Source organism: Adhaeribacter arboris, from assembly GCF_003023845.1.
In the GTDB taxonomy this organism is placed as follows: Bacteria; Bacteroidota; Bacteroidia; order Cytophagales; family Hymenobacteraceae; genus Adhaeribacter; species Adhaeribacter arboris.
In genome coordinates this window covers 6,509,069-6,535,940 of the sequence record NZ_PYFT01000001.1, presented here as the reverse complement: position 1 = coordinate 6,535,940, position 26,872 = coordinate 6,509,069, and the positions used below count along the sequence as shown (strand labels likewise).

Here is a 26,872-nt window from a genome sequence, read left to right as displayed (position 1 = left end):
GACCGTGGACTATCGTCTAGGATCTATGGACTAACAACGAAACCGCATGTTTTTTTCTGAAATAGAAGGGCACGCCGAAACAAAAAAACTACTGGTAAACTCGGTGCAGAACCAACACGTAGCGCACGCCCAATTGTTTTTAGGAACCGAAGGAAGCGCTAACCTGGCATTAGCTTTAGCGTACGCCACCTATTTAAATTGCGAAAATAAACAACCTGCCGAGGCGTGCGGCACCTGCGCGAGCTGCGTGAAAATCAATAAACTTATACATCCGGACGTTAATTTTGTCATGCCGGTAACTACTACTAAAGCCCAACCCAAAGATGCTTTGAGTCAGAAGTTTTTAGCAGAATGGCGGGAGTTTGTTTTAACGAACCCGTACCAAACGTTAAATGATTGGATGCAGTTTATTGGGGCCGAGAACAAACAGGGAAATATTTCGAAAGATGAAAGCCGGCAATTAGTAAAATTTTCCTCTTTGAAAGCCTTTGAAGCTACTTTTAAAATTATTTTAATCTGGTTACCCGAATTAATGCACCCGGCGGCGGCAAATGCTTTGCTCAAACTTCTGGAAGAACCGCCTGCGAATACTATATTCTTGCTGGTAGCCAATAGCGCTGATAAACTTCTCGCTACCATTCTATCGCGAACCCAAATGGTAAAGGTACGCTCCTTTACCGAAGAAGAAATTATCAACTATCTTACCCGAAAAGGTTTAACCAACGAAATGGGGGCGCAGCAAATTGCTTTACTAGCCGAAGGTAACTTACAGGCCGCTATGCAACTTAGCGCCGAAATGACGAATGATTATTTCGACTTTTTTATAAAATGGATGCGTCACTGTTACGCGAATAAGTTTGGCGAGGTAGTAGAGTTAAGCGAAGATTTTCAGAAGATGGGCCGCGAGAACCAGAAAAACTTTTTGCATTATGCTTTAAGTAGCCTGCGTAAGGTATTGTTGTACGGCATTGACCCAGGATTAATTTCTTTTATTCCACCGGCCGAAGGAGATTTTATTCAAAGATTTTCAAAAATAGTGCGCGAAGTAAACGCACCACTTTTAACAGAAGAATTAAACCAGGCGCATTATCACATCGAGCGGAATGCTAATCCTAAAATGGTTTTTATTGATTCTTCTATCCAGATTGCCCGTTATTTAAAATTACAGAATTAAAACCTTTTATATAATGCCCGAACCGGCTGAAAATACCATTCGTATTGCTACCCGCGGTAGTCGCTTAGCGCTTTGGCAAACCCACCACGTGGCCGAATTGCTCCGGGCGGCTAATTTTGCGGTAGAAATAGAAGTTATTCAAACGAAGGGGGATTTAGTGCTTGATCGCTCTTTAGATAAAATTGGGGCGAAAGGAGTTTTTACCGAAGAATTAGAAGAAAGCCTACGCAACGGAACCGTTGATATTGCGGTGCATAGCGCAAAGGATTTACAATCTACTTTACCCGATGATTTAGAGATATTGGCTTTTATGGAGCGCGAGAAGGTAAATGATGTGGTTATATCTTTTGATTCCAGCTTTACTTTAGACCGGGAACAAATTGTAATTGGCACTTCGTCTACGCGCCGGCGGGCCTTGTTAAAACGTTATTATCCGGATGTGATTACAGCCGAGTGCCGGGGCAACCTGCAAACGCGCTTGCAAAAATTAAAAGATAAGCAGTACGATGCTATTCTACTGGCTTACGCCGGAGTATATCGGATGCAATACAGTCATTTGATTACCGAAATTTTACCCGCAGATAAATTTGTGCCGGCGGCCGGACAAGGCAGCATTGCCATTGAATGTGCCAAAAATTTACCTTTAACTAAAAAACTGGCTCTCCGCAATTGCCTGGATCACGAACCCACGCACATTTGTTTAACTGCGGAGCGGGCTTTCCTGCGGACCATGGAGGGCGGCTGCAGCATTCCGTCGTTTGCACTGGCTACTTTGCATGTCGCGCATATCGAAATTACCGGTGGAATTGTGAGTTTAGACGGCCAGCAAATGATAACGGATACCTTGCAGGCGCCACCACACGAAGCTGATGCTTTAGGAACACATTTGGCTCAAAATATTTTAGCAATGGGCGGTGACGAAATTTTAACTTCCATCAAGAAAGAACGGTTTTAAATTTTCCTATTTTTTATTTACATGACTATCCAAACAACTCATTTTATTAAAAATACTCTAGTTAATAAGTGTCTCTTAGTACTTTTGCTGGTAGGCGTAAGTTTTACGGAAAGTTTAGCAAAAGGCAAATCTAAGAAAGATACAATTGTTACTATTTCTACCCAGTTCGGTGATATGGTTGTGGTACTCTTCGACGAAACGCCCCAACACAAGACGAATTTCTTAAAACTGGCAAAAGAAGGATTTTATAATAATACCACTTTCCATCGCATTATTGATGATTTTATGATTCAAGGGGGAGATAAGAACTCCAAAGATGACGATAAAACCAATGACGGCGCCGGCGATATTGGTTACCAGATTCCGGCTGAGTTTAACCCGAAGTTTAAACACGTGCGAGGCGCCTTAGCCGCCGCCCGCCAGGGCGACTTCGTTAACCCTAAACGGGAGTCGAGTGGCTCGCAATTTTACCTTGTCGAGAACCACGCCGGTACGCCGCATCTGGATAATCAATATACCGTTTTTGGCCAGGTTATTAGTGGTTTAGATGTAATTGATAAAATTGCCGAACAACCAAAAGGCCCTCGTGATCGCCCTCTAGCGGATATCCGGATGACGATGAAAGTGGAAAAGTTAAAAAAGAAGAAAATTACAAAACGTTACGGCTACTCTTATCCCGCTTAAAGAAGATAATTATTCTAACCTAAAGTCGTTGGTAAAAACACAATTGGAAGCACGATAATCAAAGGAAAAAATTCGCTGTAATAAGGCCGTAGTCAGTGTTCGCCCTTTCTACGGCCTTGGTATTTATGGCTAATTATTTTTAAATTACAACTGCAGATAAATTCCATCGGGTTGTACCTTCACCGGAAAGGTCTTCAGATTGGATGTTCGATTAGTGCATTCCTGGCCGTTGAGCAAAGAAAAACGATAACTGTGCCAGGGACATACTACTTCGTTTAGGTAATTAGTAGTGCCTTTGCTTAACGACTCGCCAAGGTGCGGGCAAACATCCGAAACCGCAAAAATACCTTTACGCGTTCTGACCAAACAAATAGCTTCTGCCCGGCCTGTTACCCATAATTTTTGAGGTTTGCCTAAGGGTAAAGATTGTTCTGCCGCAGCTATAGAATCAAACAATTTATGTTGCCGGGTAGGGGAGAATTCAGGCATAAATAAAATAAATCAGCTAAAACAAATTGCAGAGAATGGTTGATTTAATTACGGGCTGGGCGAAACCATTTATTTACTAACGTTAAATAAACAGGAATCAGAACAGGGCACAATCGGCCTAATGCAGGGAAAGTAAGCAAGCCAACTATTAAACCTATAATAAATATAATGGGCATCATAAGGGCCCGGGCATAAGCTGCTTTTACCAAGTTAGGTTCTTCGTATTCTTCTTTTAATTGGTTCTTTGGATTGTTAATGTGTTTTACTATGGTATAGTTTAGTACTCCGATTAAAGAAATATTAACGGTGTAAAATAAATACGGTACAATTAAGTGCGGCATGTAAAATTCACTGTACAGAGCCGTGCTGAATGGCATTAAAGCAATACTCAACAAGAATAACAAGTTAAGCCAAAGTAATTTTGCATTGTAGTTAATAACAGTGCCGAAAATACGATGATGGACCGTCCAATAGATTCCGATTACAAAAAAGCTGGTAATAAAACCCAATATTTTTGGTAATAAATGAAGCAACTCCTGAATTACGGCTTGGTCGGATTGCACTTCCAGGTGGGGTACTTTAATCTCGATCACTAATAAGGTAATAGCAATAGCAAATACCGCATCACTAAAAAGAATCATTCTTTCTAACTGAAATTCTCTTTTTGATTTATCTGAAAAAGTATCCATTTACTGAAGCCGTTTGATGTTTAAAAATTGAAGCAATTTTAAATTTATTAATCCGGTAAAACCAACCCAATAGAAGTAAATGGTTTTAAACAGATTAGATTCTTAAATGATTTTGACCGCTTTTTAAAGTATTAATTAAGAAATAATATCGCTAATTTAAATTTCATCATAAAATTATTCTTTCTTATTAATACCCAAAGGATAAAGAATATATAAAAAAGCCTTTCCAGTACATCAGAAAGGCTTTTTTATAAAAGTACAGATTTGATTTTTTCTTTAACGAATTAACAAGACACGTACCATTAGGCAAGACAATCGAAAAAATTCCCGAAGAAAATATTAGCAAAAAGCAGCGCTTATTTTGTAGTCTTTTCAAAAACGAGGATGTGCTGAAGGGGCAAAATACCTTGGTTCTCCACGAATTTCAGGCCAACACCGGTAACTTCTTTTACAGCCTGTTTCTGTGACATCCGGTGTAAGGCTTTAATGGGTACGTAAGGATCTTCGGCTTTATATTCTACTAACACGAGCCGGCCGTGCGTTTTTAAAGATTTTTTAATGGCCAACAGCATTTCGTGCGGATAAGAAAACTCGTGGTACGAATCTACCAGCAAAGCAACATCTACGCTTTGATTCGGCAAATTAGGATTGCGTAACGAGCCCAGAATAGGTTCCACGTTAAAAGCATTGTTTAAAATACGGTTATCTAACAACATATTTAAAAATTCCTGTTGCACCTCAACCGCCAGTACTTTACCTTTCGGCACCAAAGGACTAATGCGAAAGGTCATGTAGCCGCTTCCGGCTCCAATATCCGCTACAACATCAGTAGGTCGAAGATTTAACGCCTGCAATAATAAATCGGTACGTTCTTCTTTTTCCCGTTCGGTACGCTCGAGCCAACTAGCTTCGGAATGACCCATTGTATAGGCAATTTGACGGCCCCGGTAGTACTTGCCAATTCCATTGGGATCTACTGGCGGTTTGTATACGTACAGCGAATCGGCAGGCAGGTTAGAGGTAGTGGCTTGGCTATCATAATTACAACCCAAAGGCCGGCTAATAACTACCAGAATTAAAATAAACCCGCTGAATTTTAAAAATAATGGCATTCGTTTCTCCTAAGCAAACTTTGCTTTTATTTACAACGCAGCAAAATCCCGGAAATATATAAGCAGTTATTATTGATTTGAAAATTCAAGCATTTTGCTTCGAATTACAAGAAAGAATAGCGGGTAACAAACCACAGCTATTTAGTTATAACCTAAACCTATACCAGCCGAAACAGTAGGGTATTTTGCTAAAGTTCCTTCGGCATTAATACTCAAAACCGATAATTTTAAACGGAAGCCACCCATTAATCCCAGTTGGTTGTATTCGGTTGGAATATTTACCGGATTAATTATATTTTGGATTTCCCGGGTGTAAGAAGGCTGTTCGCGTAGAACCGTAACGGGATAATTGCCTAACATCGCAGTAGTAGTATTACTCTTGCCATAACTTACTCCCGCATACCCCGTAATCACCGAAATAGTTTTAGAGGCTATCACTTGGGCAGCAAAAGCTTTGGTATTAAAAACAACTTTCTGGTTCGTATAATCTAACGGGTTAGGATTCGCAACGTTGTTTTGGGGCCTTAATTGTAAGCCATAACTCGATCTAAAAGCCGAATAAGCTGCGGCCACTGCAATATCAAAAGATAATCTATTTAAACCAGGAAGCCATTTCGCCACATTATTTTTCAGGCCAACACCCCATAAATCTGCTTCAAAATCACCAATGGTACTTTTAGGAATAAACCGCACCATCAACTCCGTTTCTTTTACCAGCCCAATCGTTACCTGAGCCATTGGAATAGGCGCTACCTGGGTGCCAATGCCTTCGGGAGTGTTAAAAGAAGCTACTTGTTCTTCTTGCTTGGTGTCGGGGCGAATGGCGTAAACGTTTAATAATGGACCGGGAGTATCATCGCCAAAAACGGTTGGAGCTACGGTTCCGCTACCCGGAGCTACCCGAACGTTTGAATTTAAACCAATGGTACTTACATCAAATGTCCGATCTTTTTGGGGTACAAATGAAGCATTGGCAAATACCCGAATTTCGAAACGTCCTGGTTTAAAAGCCTGGCCAGTGGTTATCCAGCCGGTATTTATATCGGTACCGAAAGCCTTACTTAAAGGAGTACCATACGCTTTTGCTAATAGTTCGGCATTTATAATTCCACTTTTTATTAACTCAGCCGTTTCGGATTGAGCTAAAACAGAATTTTTTATTAAGAATAAACCAATAGTTAAAATAAGAAGATACGTTTTTCTCATTTTTAGTAAATAAGTAAAGTGCAAAAAAGATTTTTAAAAAAGAAGTAAAAAGGCCGTCTGTTACAACTGTAGCAGTTATTTTGGCTAAGTCATAATAACTAGCTTAAGTTCCAAAATTAAAATAATTTAAAGGCCTGTTTGAAAATAAAGGGGAGCAACTCGTTCTCTAATTTATTAGGACGGAATATATCTTGCTAAATAGAAATTAGAAAAAACAGGTTTTCTTCTATCAGCTTGATCCAGGTATTAAGGAAAAACTAACACTAATTTGGCTACGGTAGACTATAAGAATTCCTCCTGCCATCGAGGATTTGACGACAGGAGGAAAAGACTTAGAATAGTCTGGATACATTTTTTAAGGTACAGCGGCTATGAAACAAACAAGAACAATTCAAACTACTTTAGCAACTCTCTCCAGAGACTGGAACAAGTCCTATCTGCTTTACAGCTATAAATACGCCTAACCAAACTCGAAATTATTTATTTCGAGTTTTTGTAAATACTTACTTTTTAATAAATCGTAAAATCTGCTGATTACCAGTAGAATTCACCAGTAAAGTGTACAAACCTGGCGGCAGTTGGTCAACCATAAATTCTAATTTACCGGCATCTACCTGGGGTTGAATATTGGTTTTTACTGGAATACCCGAAGCATCTATAATAGAAATTCTAATTTGCTCGGCGGGTACTTTTAAATCTACGGTAAACTTATTCGTAACTGGGTTCGGATACAGGCGCGTTACCAATTCCCTCTCCCCTCTTGCAGGAATATCGGAGGTTACTTGTTCTATTCCGGCCGCCGGCAGCACTTCAATCGCCGACACACAAGCTTTATCCACGGTAGACACAAAATTTAGGTCCAGGGTGCCATCCGTTACAGTTATGTTTTTGGTAACTACAATTGCTTTTAATGCTCCTCCCGCCGCTTGGTAAATGTCGTAGTTATTCAACCAACTGGTTCCTTCTGCGGTCACGTTAAACTTGCGTTGACCAGCGGTCTTATAATAAATTTCGGCAAAATGCAGCCTTACTAGGTAGGTACCTTTATTCACCGGAATAACGTATTGGAAACTACCTCCGGCAGCGCTGGTGCGGCGATTCTCCTGGTACAATCCATCGTCAGTAGTATTGGTTATAGCGGTGGTGGTACTCGACACGCTGGTAGCGCCGCTAAAGTACATATCCGCAATAAAACTACCCTGCGACGTACTGAGCGCCCCTCCCCCACTGTTTATCCGTATGGTATTAACCACAGAAGTACCCACTTGAATGGTAACGGTTTTTGTAGTAGAACTCTGGCAGCCCCAACTAACCCGGTAGCTAAACGAATCGGTACCGCTAAAACCTGTATTAGGGGTGTAGGTGCGTTTGGCCCCTGAGCCACTTAGCGTTCCATTCTTTGGTTGGGAGATAATCTCGTACACCAGCGGACTGCCACCCGTGCCTTTTAAGGTTATGCCTTTGGCCGTATTCACCGCTGTAGTAACAGTCTGCGCGTAGGCTACTGGATTAGCTTTCCGGAAAATCAGACTACCAAAAGGGCTTCTGCCTTCGGTAGGCCCATCCAGGTGGTGCAGAACGGTATAATTGCCTTCCGGCGTAATTTTAAAAACGATACCGCTAAAGTTATGCCCGCCGCCCCAGGTTAAACCGTAAAAGTTGCCCTCCTTATCCATTATCAAACTACCGTGCGGGTTAGCGCCATCCGAGATCTCATCCGTCATGAATTTCAGAACGGTTATTTTGCCGGCGGGGGTAAATTTAAAAATTGTACCATGTCCGTTTTTACCACCCCGGGCAGCCATCCCGTAAAAATTACCGTCTTTGCCTTGCACCAGGCTACCGGATGGCTTGTCACCATCTTCGTATTGGTAGAAAGAATGCAGTTTGGTAACGGTACCATTAGGAGCCATTTTAAAAAAAGTGCCCGTATTATAATCTCCGCCTACGTTGGTTAAACCGTAGAAATTACCGTCTTTACCTTTAATTAAATTGCCTTGGGGTGAGGAACCATCCTCGTAATTATCAAAACTGTGCAATACGGTATAATCGCCATTTGACGTAACCCGGAAAATAACCCCGGCTAAAAAATCACCTCCGGCATTGGTCATGCCGTAATAATAGCCATCGTTGCCATCCAATAAAGTACCCCAGGGCGAATAACCGGTATCGTCGTTCTGGAAGGAATACAACACGGTAAAATCACCTTTAGGCGTCATCCGGAAATAAGTACCGCTGCCATTAACCCCGCCGTGGCTAGTTAAACCGTAAAAATTGCCGTCTTTCCCCAGTAGCAAGTCTCCCCGCGGGTATCCTCCATCGTTTACATCATCCAATGACCGCAATATTTTATAGGAGCCATCGGAGCACAACCGGAAAATAGTACCGTGATTAAATTCCCCGCCCCATTCGGTCATGCCGTAGAAAAAGCCGTCGCGGCCTTGTGTTAAACCACCCCGGGGAGCTACCCCGCCAAAAGAACCGGGCAAGTCTACTAATTTTTTAAAATTACTGCCATTGGGTAAAATACGATAGATAACACCATCCCCTTGAGGTCCACCGATTTCGTTCATGCCGTACAAATAGCCATCCGAAGCTTGCATCAGACCGCTTGCCCGCCCGCCGTCTTCGGTTGGAGAAAAAGCGTGTAAAGCACTTACGGTACCATTAGGTGTTACTTTATAAATCGTTCCGTTAAACCAATCGCCGCCGTTCATGGTGGTTCCGTACAAGTTGCCATCTTTTCCCAGTATCAAACTTCTTTTAGGAGTATCCCCTATGGCATCGAAGCCGTAATGGTGGAGTACTTTATAAATGCCTTTGGCCGTTATCCGGAAGATAGTACCGCTATAGTTATCGCCGCCGGCCGTGGTAACGCCGTAGAAGTTGCCGTCTTTCCCTTTCACCAAGCTACCGACAGGAGTACCCCCGGTAGCTAATTCAAAGGTATGCAGCAAAGTAAAGGCACCGGTAGGAGTTATTTTAAAAACGGTACCCAACTGGTTAGCACCAGCGCTCGTGGTAAGGCCATAGTAATTGCCATCGTTGCCGAGCACTAAATTACCGGTTGGCCAGCCGCCCCGGGAAGTACCGTTAAAATTATGCAGGACGGTATGTGTACCCGTTGGCGTTAACTTAAAAACAGTACCCTTATCAAAAGTACCGCCGTAATAGGTCATGCCATAAAAGTTGCCATCCGGGCCTTGCAGTAAATCGCCGTAAGGCCGGTACCCTTCGTTACGGGTGAAGTTATAAATTACCTTATACTCCCCGCCGGGAGTTATTTTAAAGGCCACGCCGGGTTCTGCTCCGTTATTATTCATCCCCCCGGAGGAGGTCATCCCATAAAAGTTACCGTCTTTGGCTTGTATAAGATTATTACTAACCGGTGCATTGCCATCATAGCCGGCAAAATGAAACATAATAGTAACTTTGCCCGCGGGCGTCATTTTAAAAATAGTTCCGTAATTACTGGCGCCTCCGCGAGCAGTCATCCCATAAAAGTTGCCATCCTTGCTTTGCAGCAACTCCCCGCCAGGGTTAGAACCCAGCTTAGTAAAAGTTTTATGCACCGCAAAGCTAGTACCATCTGTTTTAACGGAAAAAGCAGTACCACCGCCTTGTAAACCGTAATCAGAGGTTAGACCCATTAATACCTCCTGGGCTTGAACTTGCCGGCACGTAAGCAAAATAAGCAGTACCACAACTATTTTGGCGGGTACTAACCGGGGCGAAAAGAAGAGTATAAGCGGGTTGCAAACCAACCATGGAAGAAGATGGCTTCCCCCGAAAAGGGAAGGTAAAAATTGTTTCATAGTTAAATTAAATAGGGTTAAGTGGATTATTAAATGTTTAAAGGGTTAGGTTATTCAATTTTAGTAAGTGCGATTTTCGTAATTGCTATTAATTTTTTGATAGACTATTTAAAGAACTTTGCCGGAAAAACTTAGTACTGCTACACCATATAAACAATTGATTAATAAGCTAATCAGAATAATAATTAAGAGTAGAGAGTAGATTTTAGAAAGAATGGTTGCAAGCCGGTAAATAAAAATTGTTTAGCTTATTCACCCGTAAATGCAACCAAACCAATCTAAAATTTAAAACTTTTAGAATTTAAAACTTTTAAACTGTATTTATTTCCAAATGCAAGGGCATTTTCTCATATAGATGCCAAGCTGTTTTTTTAACAATTCAGACCGGCACTCTGGCAGATAGTTAAACGGATTGCAACTGCTTTTTCAGAAACACCTGGCTAATGGTAGCGTAAGTGAAACTGGCCGGAATACTGATAAAGATCCAAAGAAGTATATCTGCCCCCATCCCCTTCATATCTTTTATAAAACCAAAATAAGCCCCAAAGCCACAAGCTACCCCCACGGCAGCTCCGAGAGCCAGAGATAGTATTATTTGCCAGGCCCATCTGTTTGCATCCGCAAAATACTTTCTTAACCGCCAAGCATTGAGGATACCAATAGTTAAATACATGAAAATAATATCAAACGGAATGTACAACGTGTAGTAGCCCAGCCAGAAAAACAGCGGCATTAGCACCCCAAAATAACCCGCATCGGCAAAGGTTTGCCGGGTAAATTTATGCTGTAAAGCCTTGTTTTGCAGCCCATTGAGCAGTAAAGCAAAAAAGATAATAGAAACCGTGTGCCATACGAATTGGGTAACGGTTAAGGAAACTGCGTGCGGTCCGGCTATGCCGTGCGCAATAAGAGTATGCAATAAACCTAATCCCAGCGCATTAGCCAAAATGTGGTTCATTTTCCAGGCTTTTAGAAAAGCTTGATTGTTGTCGGTTGTTACCGCGGTTGACGGAATGGTTAAGGTTTGTTCCATGGTTTTTTAGCTTAGAAAGGTTTTATGATTTTTTACTCCTGACGGAGCTAACCGAAAATATTACTAGTATTTAGCTGGTTGTCATCAGGTTATTACCTTACAAAACTAAGGGCGAGGAGCCCGGAATATTCTTGACTTAAGTTAAGATTTTAGCCGGTGATAAAATTCTTTTGCGAATGCGGCTCAAACTTTCGGGGCTGATACCCAGCATACTGGCAATATACTTTTGTGGCACCCGCCGGAATAATTGCGGGTTTTGAGCCATCAAAGAAAGATAACGTTCTTCCGGAGTATCGCAAGAGAGGGAGGCAGCCCGTTCCGAGGCGGTTTGCACAGCTTTTTCGGCCATCATTCGCCCAAAAGATTCAAACCGCGGACTTTGCTGGTAAAGCAACTGCAAGTTGGGCCGGGTAATGGTGAGCACTACGGAATCTTCAATAGCTTGTGAATTAGTAGGCGTGGGCACATGGTTATACAAACTATCATAATCGGTAAAAAACATGTTTTCTATGGAAATACCGCAGGTTTTTTCTTCTCCCTCTTTATAAAAATAATGCCGGATGGCCCCCTGGCTCACAAACCCGATTAGGCTGCATATCTCGCCGGTACGCCATAAAAAAGCTTTTTTCCGGAGTGTAATGGGGTGGAAATAAACATCTATTAAGGCCAAGTCCTCTTCCGGCAGACCAGCAGTTTGTCTACAATAGTGTTTTAGCTTTTCGGTCATAGCCGGTAGAATTTAAATCTTCTAAACTTAAAAACTAAGAATCAGGCAGAACTAAAAGATTCAGGTAACAGCGACTAATTTATAAAAATTATTAAATTAATCAAATTCAAATTTTCTGTTTATTTCTGTGTATAAACATTGTTCTCGTTAAACTCCGAACAACAGGTAGCACCCGAGGGCGAGTATAAGCCAGACGTTAAATGGGCAATATTTTCTTTAAAAAAGTGCCTATGAATAGAATTAATACCCAAAGATGAATAAAAAAATTTATTGCAAATTTTGCAAAACGAGTGAGTAAAGAACAGTAGAGAAATAAAATTTTATAACGGAGTCATCTTTCCGGTAGATGAGTAGAAAGAAAAAATTTAATCTTGTAGAATAACCTTTCCTTTCTGGTAGTAATGCCCTAATGAGCAGCGTAGTAGTTTTAAGTTAGGTTTTATACCTTTCACCGGAACGATCGTAACACTTTAAGAAATCGAGTAAAGTTATTTATTCTAGCAATAGTAAGTTAAAGTAGTTCCGGTTCAGAAAGATTAAAATGAAGACACGCACCATGAAGGTATTTTTATATTACTCTCTCAGCTTATGGGTATTATTCTTTTACGCTTTTCCTTCCTTTTCGCAAAGTGGCCGTATTCCAGCGCCTGCCCAAAACGGAATGGTGGTCAGTAGCCATTATTTAGCTTCGCAGGCAGGAGATGAAATTCTTAAAAAAGGAGGAAACGCCGTAGATGCCGCGGTGGCCACTGCTCTTGCTTTAGCCGTTACCCTTCCTTCCGCGGGCAATATTGGCGGCGGTGGTTTTTTGGTGTACCACGGCCACAATGGTTACCAGACCACTTTCAATTTCCGGGAAAAAGCGCCTTTGGCCGCTACCGCTACCATGTATTTAGACGAAAACGGAAAAATTAAAAATAATTCGAACCACGAAGGACTCTTGTCGGTAGGGGTACCCGGCACGGTGGCGGGCTTGTACCTGGCGCATCAAAAATTAGGTAAATTAAAATGGGCGGAATTGGTGCGCCCGGCTATTAAACTGGCTAAAAAAGGATTCGTTTCTACCTGGGCCATGCAAGATTTTTTAGACTACATCGAAGCGAATAAAGCCAAATATCCTACTACCGCCGCTACTTTCTTAAAAAATGGCGCAACCAAGTACCAACCCGGCGAAATTTGGAAACAAAAAGACTTAGCCAACAGCTTAAAACGCATAAAAAAGCACGGCGCCGCTGGTTTCTATAAAGGCAAAACCGCTCAACTTCTGGTTGACTTTATGAAGGCCAATGGCGGCATTATAACCCCAAAAGATTTAGAAAAATACCAGGCCGAAGAATTAAAGCCCATCCATGGTACGTACCGCGGTTATGATATTTATTCCATGCCGCCTCCCAGCTCCGGCGGGGTGGCTTTAGTAGAAATGTTAAATATTCTGGAAGGATTTAACCTGACCGAAATGGGTCCAAATTCCGGCTCGTACTTACACGTTCTGACCGAGGCCATGCGCCGGGCGTATGCCGATAGAGCCCAGTACATCGGTGATCCTAATTTTAACGCGAATATGCCTTTACCGCAATTACTTTCTAAACCGTACGCCGAAAAGCTCCGAACAACTATTAACCTAGCCAAAGCTTCGGTGAGTGATTCGGCTCGGTTTACCGCGGCTTACCTGCGTCCGGAAAGCCCGGAAACAACGCATTTATCGGTAGTGGATAAAGAAGGCAATGCCGTATCGCTCACGTACACTCTCGAGAATTCCTATGGTTGCAGAATAGTAGTACCGGGCGCTGGGTTTCTGCTCAACAACGAAATGGGTGATTTTAATCCGGTACCGGGCATAACCAACAATAAAGGCCAAATTGGAACGCCTGCGAACCTGGTAGCTCCGGAAAAAAGAATGTTATCCAGCATGACGCCTACTATTGTGGCTAAAGACGGTAAACCCGTATTGGTTATCGGTAGCCCGGGTGGCCGGACTATTATTAATACTACCATGCAGGTTATTTTAAACGTGTTGGATCATAAAATGAACGTAGCCGAAGCCATTGAATCTCCCCGTATCCACCACCAATGGTTACCCAATGTTACTTCGTTTGAAAAATTAGGTTTTTCGCCGGATACACAAAAATTATACGAATCAATGGGCCATCCACTAATTAAAGTGGGAGGCATTGGCTCGGCTATGGGTATATTCATCGACCACAACAAGAAATTACTATACGGCGGCGCCGATTCCCGTAGTTTCGATGGCAAAGCAGTAGGTCATTAGCATTTACCAATTACCAATCACCATCTGCTATATTTATTATCACAATTACTGTAAAATCAACTAGTAAGTTAATGGTAAATGATAAATCTTAATTGGTAAATGGTACCTGGTAAATGGTACCTGGTAAAAGATATCTGGTAAATGTAAACATGAAATACTTTATTCTGCTTTTTGTAGGGTTAGTTACGGTTATTTCGGGCTGCGCTCAGAGCTACATAAAACGGCACGAAAAAGCGATTGTGGTGGATACGCATAACGATGTGCTGTATGCGGCTATAATGGAAGGAATGCCCATTGAAAAGAATTTAACCGGTAAAGCGCATACTGATTTTAAACGGTTGAAAAAAGGCGGAGTGGATGCCCAGATTTTTGCCGTTTGGTGCGACGAAACGTACGGCAATAACACCGCTTTTAAATACGCCAATACCGAAATAGATTCGTTGTACGCTATTGCCAACCGTAATCCGGACAAAATGGTACTGGTAAAAACTCCCTCGGAGTTAAAGAAAGTGGTAAAGCATAATAAATTGGCTGCGATGATTGGCGTTGAAGGCGGCCACATGCTAGAAGATAATATGCTTTACCTGGATAGTTTATTTACCCGCGGTGTTCGCTACTTAACCTTAACCTGGAATAATTCCACTGCTTGGGCTACCTCTTCGCTGGATGAATCGACTAATAAAATCCCGAACCCACAGAAAGGCTTAAACGACTTTGGCCGCAAGGTAGTAAAACGCATGAACGACTTGGGCATGTTGGTGGATATAAGTCACGTGGGGGAACAAACCTTTTACGATGTTATTCAAACTACTTCTAAGCCCGTTATTGCTTCGCACAGCTCGGTTTATGCCATTTGCCCGCACCACCGCAATTTAAAAGACGCTCAAATTAAAGCAATTGCCAAAAACAAAGGGGTTATTCAGATAAACTTTGCCTCTAATTTTATAGATTCTGCTTATACTAAGCGCAGCAAAGCTTTTCTGGACGCCCACAAACCGGAACTGGACTCATTGGTAAAAATAAAAGGAGTAGATATAGGCGCTTACTTTACCCAAAAATACCCGCAAGAAACCGATGCTCTCCGTCCCCCTTTATCTTTGCTGCTGGATCATATTGATTATATTATAAAATTAGTAGGCGCGGATTACGTAGGATTGGGTTCTGATTTCGATGGAATTTCATCTTCGCCGAAAGACATGGAAGATGTTTCGAAGTTTCCGAACATTACCAAAGGATTAGTGGAAAGAGGATATAGTAAACGGGACATCCAGAAAATTTTAGGTGGTAATTTTATCCGGGTGTGGGAAGCCAACCAACCTTAAAACTTGATCGGGAAAACAGGTAGTATTACCCCAATTATTCTCTTTCTGAATTTTAACAATCTACTTAAATTCAAAAAAACAGAATTATTTAAGTGTGTAGGTAATTTAGCTGTTCTTCTTGAGTAAAATAAATAGTATTAAGTTAATCCAAATGAAATCCGGATAAGGAAACTAAATAAATTGGTTTATATTCATCTTGTTTTAGCTACTTTTTAAAATTCTAACCTAAAAAGCTGATGGAATGGCAAAATGAGTTAACCCGCTTATTAAAAATTTCTTATCCGATTGTGCAGGCGCCCATGTTGGGCGTTACTACTCCGGCCATGGTAGCAGCTATTTCTAATGCCGGTGGCTTAGGCTCTTTACCCGTAGGCGGCCTATCTCCCGATCAAACAATTTCGCTCATTCGCCAAACAAAATCTTTAACCAGTAAGCCCTTTGCCGTAAATCTTTTTGCTAATCAAATCCCCCCGGTAAATCCAGCGCAAATGGAACCGATGTCACATTTTCTGGAAAAGTTTTGTGCTAAGTACCATATAGAATATACCCAACCCAACCTAGACTCCATTACTTTATATTCTTATCAGGAACAAATTGCCATTCTTTTAGAAGAGAAGATACCCGTGGTTAGTTTTACCTTCGGCATTTTAACTGATGATATTATTCAGGAGTTAAAAGAAAAGGAAACTGTATTAATTGGTACGGCCACTTCCTTACCGGAAGCAACCTTATTAGAACAAAAAGGAATAAATATTATTGCAGCTCAGGGAATGGAAGCCGGCGGTCATCGGGGTACTTTTCTGGACAATTCTCCTTTGCCTTTAATTGGCTCTTTCTCCTTAACACCTTTATTAGCAGAAAACTGCAAGAATCCTATCCTGGCCGCTGGTGGCATTTATGACGGTAAAACCATTAAGGCTGCTTTTACCTTAGGCGCGCAAGGAGTGCAAATTGGTTCGGCCTTTATTGCTAGTAACGAAAGTGCCGCCACCACATCTTACAAACAAGCCATTCAAAATGCTTCTGTAACGGATAGTGTTTTAACCAAAACGTTTTCGGGACGTTGGGCGCGTGGTATCCGGAATACGTTTATCACGGAAGTAGAAAATTCAAATTTACCTGTTCCGGATTATCCCTGGCAAATTACTCTTACAAGTGCTATTCGGGCCTTTGCCCAGAAACAAGATAATAAGGAGTTCAATGCACTCTGGGCCGGACAATCTGCCTCAAAAGCCCAAAGTAAACCCGCCGGCGAAATATTTACTCATCTTATTAAAGAAATGGAAGCACTACCTTAACAAATTGCTTACTAAGCTTCTCTGGTACTTAAATTAGTTTATGGAAAAAATAAAAATAGCCACGGCTCAGTTCGAAAATAAAAGCGGCGACAAAATCTATAATTTAAACGTAATTGAAAGTTTAAGTAACCTAGCGGCCAGCCAAGGTGCTCAGGTAGCTGCTTTTCACGAATGTTCCATTACCGGGTATACTTTTGCCCGAAATCTGACGAAAGAACAAATGCTGGAGGTAGCTGAATTTATTCCGGCTGGCCCCAGTATAAAACGATTAACTGAAATTGCTCAAAATTTAAATATAGCTATTCTGGCCGGACTGTTTGAGAAAGATGCCGAAGATAAAATTTACAAAGCTTATGTTTGCGTGGATAAAAATGGCTTGGTGGCTAAATACCGGAAATTACATCCTTTTATCAATCCGCATATTACTCCTGGCAATAGCTATTGCGTTTTTGATTTACTGGGTTGGAAATGCGGCATTTTAATTTGCTACGATAACAACATTATTGAAAATGTAAGAGCTACTAATTTATTAGGCGCCGACATTATTTTTATGCCCCACGTTACCATGTGTACTCCTTCTACCCGCCCTGGCGCCGGGTTTGTGGATGTTAAATTATGGGAAAACCGGGAAGCCGACCCTACCTCGTTGCGGTTAGAATTTAACGGAATGAAAGGCCGCGATTGGCTGATAAAGTGGTTACCGGCCCGCGCGTACGACAATGCCGTTTACGTTATTTTCTCGAACCCCATTGGCATAGACGATGACCAGCTAAAAAATGGTTGCTCGATGATAATTGATCCTTTCGGCGATGTAATTGCCGAATGCCACTTGCTGGGCAACGATATTCAAACGGCTACGCTCACGCCGGATAAACTGAAAAATGCGGGTGGCTATCGCTACAAAAAAGCCCGCCGCCCCGATTTGTACCGCGATATTATTGGGCAACCGCATACGCCCGATCAAAAAGTAGTTTGGCTAAATCCGGGCGAAAACTAGTATTCTGTGGCCGAAAATGGAAAGATAATTTTCTTATTTAATAATATTCCGCCGGTACAAAAACAAAAGTTTAAATGGCAGAATAAGGTTAATTTAACGGGAAGGAAGTAACAGATGACAGTATTTACCTTTGTGTTCAGTTATTTCCTGAAAACTTACGGCTGTTGAAAATAAACTTACTATTACAATACTCTTAAAACGAGCCAGTGCTTTTAAGTTTAAACATCCAGAAAAGGTTGAACTTCCAGGTGGTCAATGTAAGGTTCTAAAATCGCTAGGTGGCTGGCCGATTTTTTAAAGGTACCCATAATTTCTAAGCCACTTTTTTCCCAACGTTCTACAAAATAGTTGTTTAGTTCGTATAAAGTAATGTTCCAGCCTTTATGGTTCCGTTGCGCCAAGGCCGTACCTTGCCGGGTTACTAGCTCCACTTGGTTGCTCAACGGAAGGTGCTGGAACAAGGTATATTCTAACATATTTTTAAGTTCTGGTTTTAATTATTCCCTATTATTTAAACCCTTGCCAGAGGCATCTAGTTCTACTTATACCAGGTGCAGGGAAAATTTCCGAAATTAACACTACTTTAAAGCACCCGCTTAAACAAAAACACAAAAGAAGGAAGGTAAATGACTTGGCTAAGGTGTAAAAAAGCAAAATCCCGTACATTTTTAATCTAGCAATCCTATGAATCAACTAACAATTGGCTCTTACGAAGAATTTCAAAAATACGAAGGGGCCGACCTCGGCGTATCGCCGTACCATACCATTACGCAGGAGCAAATCACTAAATTCGCGGAGGCCACCCTCGATTACCAATGGATTCATTTGGATGCCGAAAGAGCCCGTACGGATTCACCTTTCGGCAAAACCATTGCCCACGGTTATCTTACGGTATCGTTACTCCCCTATTTGTGGGACCAAATTGTTATAATTCAAAATTTAAAAATGCAGGTAAACTACGAAATAGAAAATCTGCGCTTTAACCAGGCCGTAGTCGTAAATAGCCAGGTTCGCTTACGGGCCAAATTACTTTCGTTAAAAAATTTACGCGGAATTGCCAAGGCGCAAATTGAAGTAACCCTGGAAATTAAAGATAGCCCCAAACCGGCTTATTCGGGCATTATAACCTTCCTGTACCATTTTAATAAATAAGCTACTTGTCTTATGCGACCACAGAATCGCAAATGATTGACTCTATTTATAGAAGTTTTTTAAGGTAGGAGTAATTTTTTTTAAACCATAGACCTTGTAATTCGTTTTTAGGCTTGTAACTCAACTTTAACCTATAAAACTATGGACACACAAGATTTAAAAAACAAAGCAGCCGATTTAAAAAATAAAGCAGATAACATTAATCCGGAACATAAAGAAGGACCGATAGCCGCTGCTATCGAGAATTATACTTCTAAATTACCTTCCGATTTATTTTTATGGGCAGCCTTAGGCTCTATGGCCGTTTCTGCTACCTTAAAAATCATGAAAAAAGATGAGGAAGCCTTATTTGTTGGTCAGTGGGCGCCATCCTTTTTACTTTTAGGTAATTACAATAAGATGATAAAATTAGCCGGCTACGAAAAAGATAAATAAGCTGGTGAAAATTTAATATCTATAATGAAAAAGAGGAAGCTAATGCTTCCTCTTTTTCATTATAGGCGCATTTGCTTTCATCAAAAGAAATTAACTAAAGAATACTTCTGGCATTAAAATTAAAAATCTCTGTAAGTTCTTACCTCTATTTTACTTATTTACTTCATCGGGAGTAAAATTCACATCAGCTTCTGAATGAAATGGTACGTACGCTCTTATCCAGGGATCCTCTCCAATTAGCTGCCATCTGTGACCCGTACCCGTGGTATCCATGGCTAATAACACTTCGCCCGGCTTTAATAAAAAAGTTTCTCCGGTAAAAGTCTCGAATTCTAGGGTGCCCGACATGGTAAGAACGTACTGGGTAGTAGGCGCCGGGTGCCAGTCGTAAGTGGCCGGAGCGGGTGTTTCTTTAAAGCGAATTGCCCCCGCTTCGTTAAAATTATTCTCGGCAACAACACCTGTTTCTACGTGGGTATGGCCATCCGGACCGGTATAAATTCTATATGCTTTTATCATGCAACTACCTTTCAAAAATGCTTACATATAACTTTTGTTTACGAATAAAGACAGCTCTACTTTCACAATTATAAGTAGTTGTTCGTTAGTAGTTGCTCGTTGTTTGCTTAGTTAATCTCTAAAAACCAGCAATTTAGCTTACATGGTAGTCTAAACTAATTTCGTCAAAGTACTTACTAGTTCCAAAATTAATGGTTCTAAACTCCTCTATTCTTCCCAATACCAGATTACGGAGTTACTTGTAGCACTCTATCTTAAATTTTAAGTAACACCAACAAGCAACTAACAACGAACAACTGCTTACTATTTTATACCTGCCTTCTTTTAAATTAGTTAACATAAAATTTTGTATATAGCGACCGGTTATCTTAATTTATCTGAGCCCCGAAACTACATGCGTTTACTTTTCTTACTCCTGTTAATGGTTTTATTAACGTCGGCCTGCGACAATTTTCCCAGAGATCCGGATGAAACGTTAACGAAAATAAAAAACAACACTTTACTAGTTGGATACACCGAAAATCCGCCTTGGGTTGTAAAAACAAAAGCCGAACCTACGGGCCTGGAAGTGGAACTGATTAAAAATTTTGCTAAAACCCAGGGAGCAAAAATTAGCTGGGTGAATGATACCGAACAAGATTTATTTCAAAAACTGGAAAAGCGCGAACTGTACTTGGTAATAGGAGGTTTCACCGATAAAAATACCTGGAAAACTAAAATAAGTTTCACGCGCCCGTACGTAAAGCATCAAAAAGAAAAACACGTAATGGCGGTACTCAAAGGTGAAAATGCTTTTATTGTAGCTCTGGAAACTTTTTTACACCAGCAGACCTCCCACTTAAACGCGCTTCCCGCCTCGTATGAAGCCAATTAAAAAATTTGAATTTCCGGCTGAGTTAAGGCCTTTATTTGAAAAAGCCAAACGTTTGGAATGGCTCACTCTTATTTATCTGGCCATTACCGTGGTAATCATGTACCTCACCATGGGAAACTCCCAAGCTATGAAAACCGCTTGGTACGAGGATTTGCTTAGTATGACTCCTTCGGTAGCTTTTCTGATTTCTTCCCGGATAGTTGCTAAACCCGCCAATGGCGAGTTTCCGTACGGTTACCATAAAGCTGTATCCATTGCTTATTTATGTAGCTCGCTGGCGCTTTTTGCGGTAGGTAGTTTTCTGGTAATTGATTCCGGCATAACGCTTATTAAAGGTGATCGGCCCACTATTGGAACCGTCATTATTTTTGGGCACCAAATATGGCTGGGTTACTTAATGATGATTGCCTTAATCTGGGGTTCGGTGCCCGCTGTTTTTCTGGGCCGGGCAAAATTGCCAATAGCTAAAAAACTGCATTCCAAAAATCTTTACACCGATGCCGAAATGCAAAAAGCCGACTGGATGACGGGCTTTGCGGCTATTCTAGGGATTACCGGTATTGGTTTTGGTTGGTGGTGGGCGGATGCGGCGGCAGCTTCTATCATTTCGTTAGACGTTATTCATGATGGTTTTAAAAACTTAAAACAAGCTCTTTATGATCTTATTGATCAGATTCCGAAAACGGTAGACAATCAGAAAACCGACCCGATTATTAAGCATATTGAAGATTACCTGCAACAAAAAACCTGGGTAAAAACCGCAGAAATACGATTACGCGAAGATGGTCATATTTACTTCGGCGAGGCTTTTGTGGTGCCCGTATCGTCTGTCAACCTGATTCAAGCTATGGAAGATACGCGCCAAGAAATTGAAAATATGCACTGGCATCTCCACGAATTTATTATTACATTGGTGAGTGATCTGCCACAGCAGGAAGCTTAAAAGTATTGGTACCGTTCTTCCATTTTTAGAACTTGTAGCGGAAAGAAAATTTAAAAATCTGCTTTCTTTTCAACCATAATAAATAATTTTGAAATCTTAAAAATTGTGAATCTGGCTACGACAACTTACTACTTAAATTTAAAAAAACATGAAAAAATTATTGAATTTATGGGTGCTAATTTTTTTACTTTTTAGCTGCTCCCGGGCCAATACCACTGCAAATAAAGGAAGTAAAGGTGAAAAAGACGGATGGGTAAGCCTGTTCGACGGCTCTACCCTTAACGGTTGGCGAGCCAGCGAAAACCCCAGTACTTTTAGCGTCGAAAACGGTAGTATTGTGGTACACGGTCCCCGGGCGCATTTATTCTACGAAGGTCCGGCGCAAAACCACGATTTCAAAAATTTTATCTTTAAAGCTCAGGTAATGACTACCCCCGGCTCTAATTCCGGCATGTTTATTCATACGGCTTACCAGGATACCGGCTGGCCCTCTAAAGGGTACGAAATACAAGTAAATAACTCCCATACCGACTGGCGCCGTACCGGCAGTTTGTACGCGGTGCAAGATGTGAAAGAACAAATTGTAAAAGACAATGAGTGGTACACCGAGCAAATTGAGGTGCAAGGAAAAAGAATTACCATTAAAATAAACGACCGTACCGTAGTAGATTATACCGAACCCGATAGCGTAGCCGTGAAGAACGCCGGCGGCAAAATGCTTTCCAGCGGTACTGTCGCCTTGCAAGGTCATGACCCGAACAGTAAAGTTTATTTTAAAGATGTCATGATTAAGCCTTTGCCTGAATAAACTTGTTTACCAAAATAAAATTTTTACTACTTACCTAACTTTGTTGCCTCGGTAAAAATTTAAAACCAGAATAAACCAAAAGAGCGGACTTTTACCGCTCTTTTGGTTTCTAATAAACGCTATTAGCTGACTAAAAAGCTACTATTTAAATTTTCATGCATCATACTTTTTACCAGGCTTAGCTTTCTATGTTTCCAAATATTTATACCAAACGGCTGGTGCTCCGGCAAATACTTCAGGACGATATTGAACAAGTATTTAATGGTTTATCCGATGAGCGGGTTGTAAAACATTACGGCGTTTCTTACGACACTTTAGCGGCCACTCAGGCGCAGATTAATTGGTATTATGCCTTATACGCGCAGCAAACGGGTATTTGGTGGGGCCTTTGCACGGCTAATAACCCGGAGTTAATAGGCGCCTGCGGCATTAACAATATTTCGCGCCAGCACGGAAAAGCCGAGCTTGGTTTTTGGCTCCTGCCCGCTTACTGGAATCAAGGATTAATGTACGAAGCCACGGATGCTTGTCTTGATTTTGTTTTTAACGAATTGCGCCTGCACCGCTTAGAAGCTTACGTAGAAACCTTAAATTATGCTTCGGCCGCTTTACTGCAAAAACTACGTTTTCAGCAAGAAGGTATCTTTCGGGATTATGAATTTAAAAACGGGAAGTATATAAACATAGCCCTTTATTCGCGGTTATGTACGGAGTAATTTACAGTAATAACGAGGCAAACTATAGTTAATCTACCCCGTTATTGTTTTCAGATGCGCTACTTTAGGTGTATGATAAAAAATTTATTTGGATAATCTTTTGGTTGGTACCGGTCGAAATATTCGCGCAAGCTTATTGGCAACAAGAAGTAAACTACAAAATTAACGTTACCCTCAACGATCAGTTACATACCTTATCGGCTACCGAAGAACTAGAATACAGTAACCATTCCCCGGATGCCTTACCCTTTATCTACTTTCATTTATGGCCGAATGCTTACCAAAACAACCAAACGGCGCTGGCCCGGCAACTTCTTCAACTAAAAAAATCGGATTTTTACTTTGCTGCCCCAAATGAGCGAGGATACATTACCGATTTAGATTTTAAAGTGAATGGCCAACCGGTTAAACTAGAGTACGATGAACAAAATCCGGATATTGGTAAGCTTATTTTAAACACTCCCCTACCTGCGGGCGAACGCCTTACTATCACCACGCCTTTTACCGTAAAAATTCCGGGTTCTTTCTCGCGCTTCGGGCACCTGGGGCAATCTTACCAAATAACGCAGTGGTTTCCTAAGCCGGCGGTATACGACAAAAAAGGGTGGCACCCGATGCCTTACTTAGATCAGGGTGAATTTTATAGTGAATTTGGCAAATTTGACGTATCTATTACCTTACCGGCCAATTACATTGTGGGAGCAACCGGTGTGTTGCAAAACCCCGAAGAACAAGCCCGAATGAACGCCTTAGCCGCCGAAACAGCAACTAAAACTACTTTTACCCAAGATTTATCTTTTCCTGCTTCCGCTTCCGAAACTAAAACCTTGCGGTATGTACAAGATAACATTCATGATTTTGCCTGGTTCGCCGATAAGCGTTTTAACGTCTTAAAAAACCAAGTAAGCCTACCAAACTCAAACCGTACAGTTACTACCTGGCTCTTGTTTTTAAATAGAAATGCTGCTACCTGGGTGAACGGGGTAAAAGACATTAACCAAGCGGTAAAAAATTATTCGGAGTGGATAGGCGAATACCCGTACGAGCACGTCACCGCCGTAGACGGAGCATTAAGCGCGGGATCGGGCATGGAATACCCCATGGTAACTGTTACCGATCCGGAAGCTATTGTGCACGAAATAGGGCATAACTGGTTTTATGGTATTTTGGCTACCAACGAACGAAATCACGCCTGGATGGACGAAGGCATTAATTCGTATTACGAGTTCCGGGTAGCCGAACAAGCAGATCCTAACTATAGCCAACTAGCATTTTTAGTAAACAATAAAAAACTCCGAAAACTATTCGGTTTGGAAAACGTGCATGCCAATGCTTTAAATTTATTATTGTATCAAATGGTAGCTAGCCGGGGCTTGGATCAACCGGTGCAGTATCCATCGGAAAAATTTACCTCTACCAATTACGGGGCGATTGTGTACTTAAAAACAGGTATTTTATTTAAATACCTGGCGGCTTACCTGGGTCAGGAACGATTTGATAAAGCCATACAAGCGTATTTTCAAAAATGGCAATTCCGGCATCCTTACCCCGAAGATTTACAAGCCATAATGGAGCAGGAAACCGGCGAAAAATTGGATTGGTTTTTTTACAATTTAATTCAAACTACTTCACCGGTAGATGCAGCCGTAACCAAGGTTTCTACTTCCGGGTCTAACTTACAAGTTACCGTTCAAAACCGTTCGGCTTTTCCCGTTCCGGTACCGGTTGCCGCAATAAGTGCGGATAACAAAATCCTGGAACTGCACTGGACCGGGCTTATGGTACACGACGAACAACTAATTTTTGAAAATGCCGCTGGAGCGAGCAAAATAATAATTGACCCGGAACACGTGGTTCCCGAAATCAACCGGACCAATAACCAGTACCAGTTAACCCGTTCGTTTCCCTTACAAGAGAAACGGAAACTCCAATTTTTGGCCGGAATAGAACAACCAGATCGCAAGCAATTATACTACGTGCCCGTAATTGGCGCGAATACTTACGATAAATTTATGCTGGGCCTGGGCGTTTACAACAGTTCGCTTATTCAGAAAAAGGTAAATTACGCCGTTTTCCCCATGTATAGTTTCGGGCAAAATAAATTAAACGGTATAGGTAACATCAACTTGAACGTATTATCCCGGAAGAAAAGCGGCAGTACTATATTGGGCTTTCAGGTTTCCCGGTTCGAGCGCTTTACCAAGTACGAGCCTTTTTTAACCATTAATCTGCCAAAAAGCAGCGGCTATGCTCCGGAAAATCAATTACGCTTTAGTTCCACTCACGTGAGCACCCTGCAGCATGTGGAATTAGACAGGCCGGAAAATTATTTTGAGTATACCTTTGCCTATACCATTCCATCGGTGCAATACAGTATAAGCAGTAAAAACGCGGTAACCCGAATAGCAGCGCGGGCGGAAGCTGATTTATTTATTATAAACCGAAACGTTTCTACCGAAAATAAACCCGTTTTAGGCAAAATTACCTTAGAATACGACCGCGAGTACCGCAAAGGCAAAAAACTACAAACCCGGTTTTTTGCGGGCAAGTTTTTCGGTAATAAACCCCAAGGTATCGGCTACGAACAATTCTGGTTAGGTTTGAGCGGTAGTCAGGATTATAAAAAGGAAACCGTTTTCCTGGATCGGTCCCAACGCAGCCACGCCCTTGCGGCTTTTGAGCACCAAACGGATGACCAAGAAGGAGCCTTTAAAAATTACTTGCCGGTATATGCTAACCGTTGGTTAACTACTTTAAACCTGGCCGCTGATTTACCGGTTACTCCTTTTCGTTTATATGCCGATGTTGGACTGGCCTCTTTTACAAATTCGTCCGTTCCAGGAGTAGTAAGCTCGGAAACCAATTTTTATTATGGCAGTGGTTTTAGTTTGCGCGGCAGCAAGATTTTACAGTTTTACTTTCCGGTAATAGGCAGCAATTATACCCATAATTTCCCGGCCAGTTTTAAAGATTTTACTCGTAACATCCGTTTTTCTTTAAATTTAGCGGGGTATAATCCTTTTCAATTTATTACCAATACCTTAAAACAATGATCCGATTTCGGTTTGGTTTTACTTGCTGGGTAATTCTCTCTTTCGGAGTAGTTGCTTGTAAAACAGATTATGAAAATCTACCCGCTTTTACCGATAAGAAACTCCTGCAAGCTGTCATTGAAATACCTGCCGGCACGAATCAATTAATAAAATACGATCCCAAAACCCAAGAATTTAGCAATACCACCGACCGATTTGTTCATTATTTGCCTTATCCCGGCAACTACGGTTTTGTTCCCTCTACCCAAACGGCCGGCAATGGAGCCGGCGATGAACAACCTTTGGATATTCTGGTACTTTCTGAAAGTCAACCCAGTGGAACGGTAATGGAAGTGCTACCGCTGGGTATTTTATTGCTGGAGCGCGACGGATTGCCTGACCCCAAGGTAATTGCCGTACCCGCTAAACCCACCCAGCAAATTATGGATGCTACGGATTACGCCACCTTTAACCGAAAATATCCGGAGATTAAAGAAATAATTACCCAATGGTTTGCCCATTCTAATCCCAGCCAGAAAGCACGTATTCTTGGTTGGAAAAACGAACACTACGCCGAAGACCTAATCAGGCGAAGAATGCGGTAAAGAATTTTTACTAATCCA

General features: G+C 41.5%; 24 protein-coding genes. 15 read left to right on the top strand and 9 right to left on the bottom strand.

Going from position 1 to position 26,872, the window contains the following annotated elements; genetic code table 11:
• Positions 1 to 46 precede the first annotated feature (46 nt).
• The 3 genes from AHMF7605_RS26450 to AHMF7605_RS26440 are packed head-to-tail and all read left to right on the top strand — an operon-like array spanning position 47 to position 2,813.
• The gene (locus AHMF7605_RS26450; protein ID WP_106932951.1) at positions 47 to 1,174 is read left to right on the top strand and encodes a DNA polymerase III subunit; all 1,128 of its coding nucleotides are present in this window, start codon (positions 47 to 49) and stop codon (positions 1,172 to 1,174) included.
• A 13-nt stretch (positions 1,175 to 1,187) separates the two neighbouring features.
• The gene (gene hemC, locus AHMF7605_RS26445) at positions 1,188 to 2,129 is read left to right on the top strand and encodes a hydroxymethylbilane synthase (RefSeq protein WP_106932950.1); all 942 of its coding nucleotides are present in this window, start codon (positions 1,188 to 1,190) and stop codon (positions 2,127 to 2,129) included.
• Between the two features lie 21 nt (positions 2,130 to 2,150).
• Complete coding sequence (locus tag AHMF7605_RS26440; protein WP_106932949.1) at positions 2,151 to 2,813, top strand: peptidylprolyl isomerase; 663 nt, start codon at positions 2,151 to 2,153, stop codon at positions 2,811 to 2,813.
• 144 nt (positions 2,814 to 2,957) lie between these two features.
• Here AHMF7605_RS26440 and AHMF7605_RS26435 read toward each other — a convergent pair whose 3' ends face one another.
• The 7 genes from AHMF7605_RS26435 to AHMF7605_RS26405 form a co-directional block, all read right to left on the bottom strand.
• The gene (locus AHMF7605_RS26435; protein WP_106932948.1) at positions 2,958 to 3,302 is read right to left on the bottom strand and encodes a Rieske (2Fe-2S) protein; all 345 of its coding nucleotides are present in this window, start codon (positions 3,300 to 3,302) and stop codon (positions 2,958 to 2,960) included.
• Positions 3,303 to 3,346: 44 nt separating this feature from the next.
• Positions 3,347 to 3,991, bottom strand: a complete 645-nt coding sequence (locus AHMF7605_RS26430; protein WP_106932947.1) for a TMEM175 family protein — start codon at positions 3,989 to 3,991, stop codon at positions 3,347 to 3,349.
• A 356-nt stretch (positions 3,992 to 4,347) separates the two neighbouring features.
• On the bottom strand, positions 4,348 to 5,103 hold the full coding sequence (locus tag AHMF7605_RS26425; RefSeq protein ID WP_106932946.1) for a class I SAM-dependent methyltransferase: 756 nt from the start codon (positions 5,101 to 5,103) through the stop codon (positions 4,348 to 4,350).
• A 141-nt stretch (positions 5,104 to 5,244) separates the two neighbouring features.
• On the bottom strand, positions 5,245 to 6,309 hold the full coding sequence (locus tag AHMF7605_RS26420; protein ID WP_106932945.1) for a DUF6588 family protein: 1,065 nt from the start codon (positions 6,307 to 6,309) through the stop codon (positions 5,245 to 5,247).
• 503 nt (positions 6,310 to 6,812) lie between these two features.
• Positions 6,813 to 10,124 (bottom strand): choice-of-anchor tandem repeat GloVer-containing protein, encoded by a 3,312-nt coding sequence (locus AHMF7605_RS26415; RefSeq protein WP_106932944.1) that lies wholly within the window; start codon positions 10,122 to 10,124, stop codon positions 6,813 to 6,815.
• A gap of 403 nt (positions 10,125 to 10,527) precedes the next feature.
• Entirely contained in the window at positions 10,528 to 11,157 is a 630-nt protein-coding gene (locus AHMF7605_RS26410) for a hypothetical protein (RefSeq protein ID WP_106932943.1), read from the bottom strand.
• A gap of 136 nt (positions 11,158 to 11,293) precedes the next feature.
• Positions 11,294 to 11,884 carry a Crp/Fnr family transcriptional regulator gene (locus AHMF7605_RS26405; protein WP_106932942.1) on the bottom strand — a complete coding sequence of 197 codons (591 nt, stop codon included), beginning with the start codon at positions 11,882 to 11,884 and terminating at the stop codon, positions 11,294 to 11,296.
• Between the two features lie 541 nt (positions 11,885 to 12,425).
• On the opposite strand from AHMF7605_RS26405, the gene ggt reads away from it, so the two are divergent.
• From ggt to AHMF7605_RS26385, 4 genes are all read left to right on the top strand, one after another.
• Positions 12,426 to 14,153, top strand: a complete 1,728-nt coding sequence (ggt, locus tag AHMF7605_RS26400) for a gamma-glutamyltransferase (RefSeq protein WP_199200312.1) — start codon at positions 12,426 to 12,428, stop codon at positions 14,151 to 14,153.
• A gap of 149 nt (positions 14,154 to 14,302) precedes the next feature.
• The gene (locus AHMF7605_RS26395; RefSeq protein WP_106933628.1) at positions 14,303 to 15,475 is read left to right on the top strand and encodes a dipeptidase; all 1,173 of its coding nucleotides are present in this window, start codon (positions 14,303 to 14,305) and stop codon (positions 15,473 to 15,475) included.
• Between the two features lie 236 nt (positions 15,476 to 15,711).
• Entirely contained in the window at positions 15,712 to 16,773 is a 1,062-nt protein-coding gene (locus tag AHMF7605_RS26390) for an NAD(P)H-dependent flavin oxidoreductase (protein WP_106932940.1), read from the top strand.
• A 40-nt stretch (positions 16,774 to 16,813) separates the two neighbouring features.
• Positions 16,814 to 17,770, top strand: a complete 957-nt coding sequence (locus AHMF7605_RS26385) for a nitrilase family protein (protein WP_106932939.1) — start codon at positions 16,814 to 16,816, stop codon at positions 17,768 to 17,770.
• A gap of 218 nt (positions 17,771 to 17,988) precedes the next feature.
• Here the strand turns inward: AHMF7605_RS26385 and AHMF7605_RS26380 are convergent, their stop codons facing one another.
• Complete coding sequence (locus AHMF7605_RS26380; RefSeq protein ID WP_106932938.1) at positions 17,989 to 18,246, bottom strand: hypothetical protein; 258 nt, start codon at positions 18,244 to 18,246, stop codon at positions 17,989 to 17,991.
• Positions 18,247 to 18,454: 208 nt separating this feature from the next.
• Between AHMF7605_RS26380 and AHMF7605_RS26375 the strand changes: the two genes are divergently transcribed.
• Positions 18,455 to 18,922: a MaoC family dehydratase gene (locus AHMF7605_RS26375; protein ID WP_106932937.1), complete on the top strand. Its 468-nt coding sequence runs from the start codon at positions 18,455 to 18,457 to the stop codon at positions 18,920 to 18,922.
• Positions 18,923 to 19,063: 141 nt separating this feature from the next.
• Positions 19,064 to 19,357 carry a hypothetical protein gene (locus tag AHMF7605_RS26370; RefSeq protein WP_106932936.1) on the top strand — a complete coding sequence of 98 codons (294 nt, stop codon included), beginning with the start codon at positions 19,064 to 19,066 and terminating at the stop codon, positions 19,355 to 19,357.
• Positions 19,358 to 19,507: 150 nt separating this feature from the next.
• Here AHMF7605_RS26370 and AHMF7605_RS26365 read toward each other — a convergent pair whose 3' ends face one another.
• Entirely contained in the window at positions 19,508 to 19,876 is a 369-nt protein-coding gene (locus AHMF7605_RS26365; protein ID WP_106932935.1) for a cupin domain-containing protein, read from the bottom strand.
• A 394-nt stretch (positions 19,877 to 20,270) separates the two neighbouring features.
• Here AHMF7605_RS26365 and AHMF7605_RS26360 point away from each other — a divergent pair, with 394 nt between their 5' ends.
• The 6 genes from AHMF7605_RS26360 (at position 20,271) to AHMF7605_RS26335 (ending at position 26,854) form a co-directional block, all read left to right on the top strand.
• Entirely contained in the window at positions 20,271 to 20,750 is a 480-nt protein-coding gene (locus tag AHMF7605_RS26360; RefSeq protein ID WP_106932934.1) for a transporter substrate-binding domain-containing protein, read from the top strand.
• On the top strand, positions 20,737 to 21,693 hold the full coding sequence (locus AHMF7605_RS26355; RefSeq protein ID WP_106932933.1) for a cation diffusion facilitator family transporter: 957 nt from the start codon (positions 20,737 to 20,739) through the stop codon (positions 21,691 to 21,693). Before AHMF7605_RS26360 ends, AHMF7605_RS26355 begins: the two co-directional genes overlap by 14 nt.
• Positions 21,694 to 21,841: 148 nt before the next feature.
• Positions 21,842 to 22,501 (top strand): 3-keto-disaccharide hydrolase, encoded by a 660-nt coding sequence (locus AHMF7605_RS26350; RefSeq protein WP_106932932.1) that lies wholly within the window; start codon positions 21,842 to 21,844, stop codon positions 22,499 to 22,501.
• 188 nt (positions 22,502 to 22,689) lie between these two features.
• Positions 22,690 to 23,217, top strand: a complete 528-nt coding sequence (locus AHMF7605_RS26345; RefSeq protein WP_106932931.1) for a GNAT family N-acetyltransferase — start codon at positions 22,690 to 22,692, stop codon at positions 23,215 to 23,217.
• Between the two features lie 68 nt (positions 23,218 to 23,285).
• Positions 23,286 to 26,270 carry a M1 family metallopeptidase gene (locus tag AHMF7605_RS26340; RefSeq protein ID WP_106932930.1) on the top strand — a complete coding sequence of 995 codons (2,985 nt, stop codon included), beginning with the start codon at positions 23,286 to 23,288 and terminating at the stop codon, positions 26,268 to 26,270.
• A complete protein-coding gene (locus AHMF7605_RS26335) occupies positions 26,267 to 26,854 on the top strand; it encodes an inorganic diphosphatase (RefSeq protein WP_106932929.1) in 588 nt (195 codons plus the stop codon). Before AHMF7605_RS26340 ends, AHMF7605_RS26335 begins: the two co-directional genes overlap by 4 nt.
• The last annotated feature ends 18 nt before the right edge of the window (positions 26,855 to 26,872 follow it).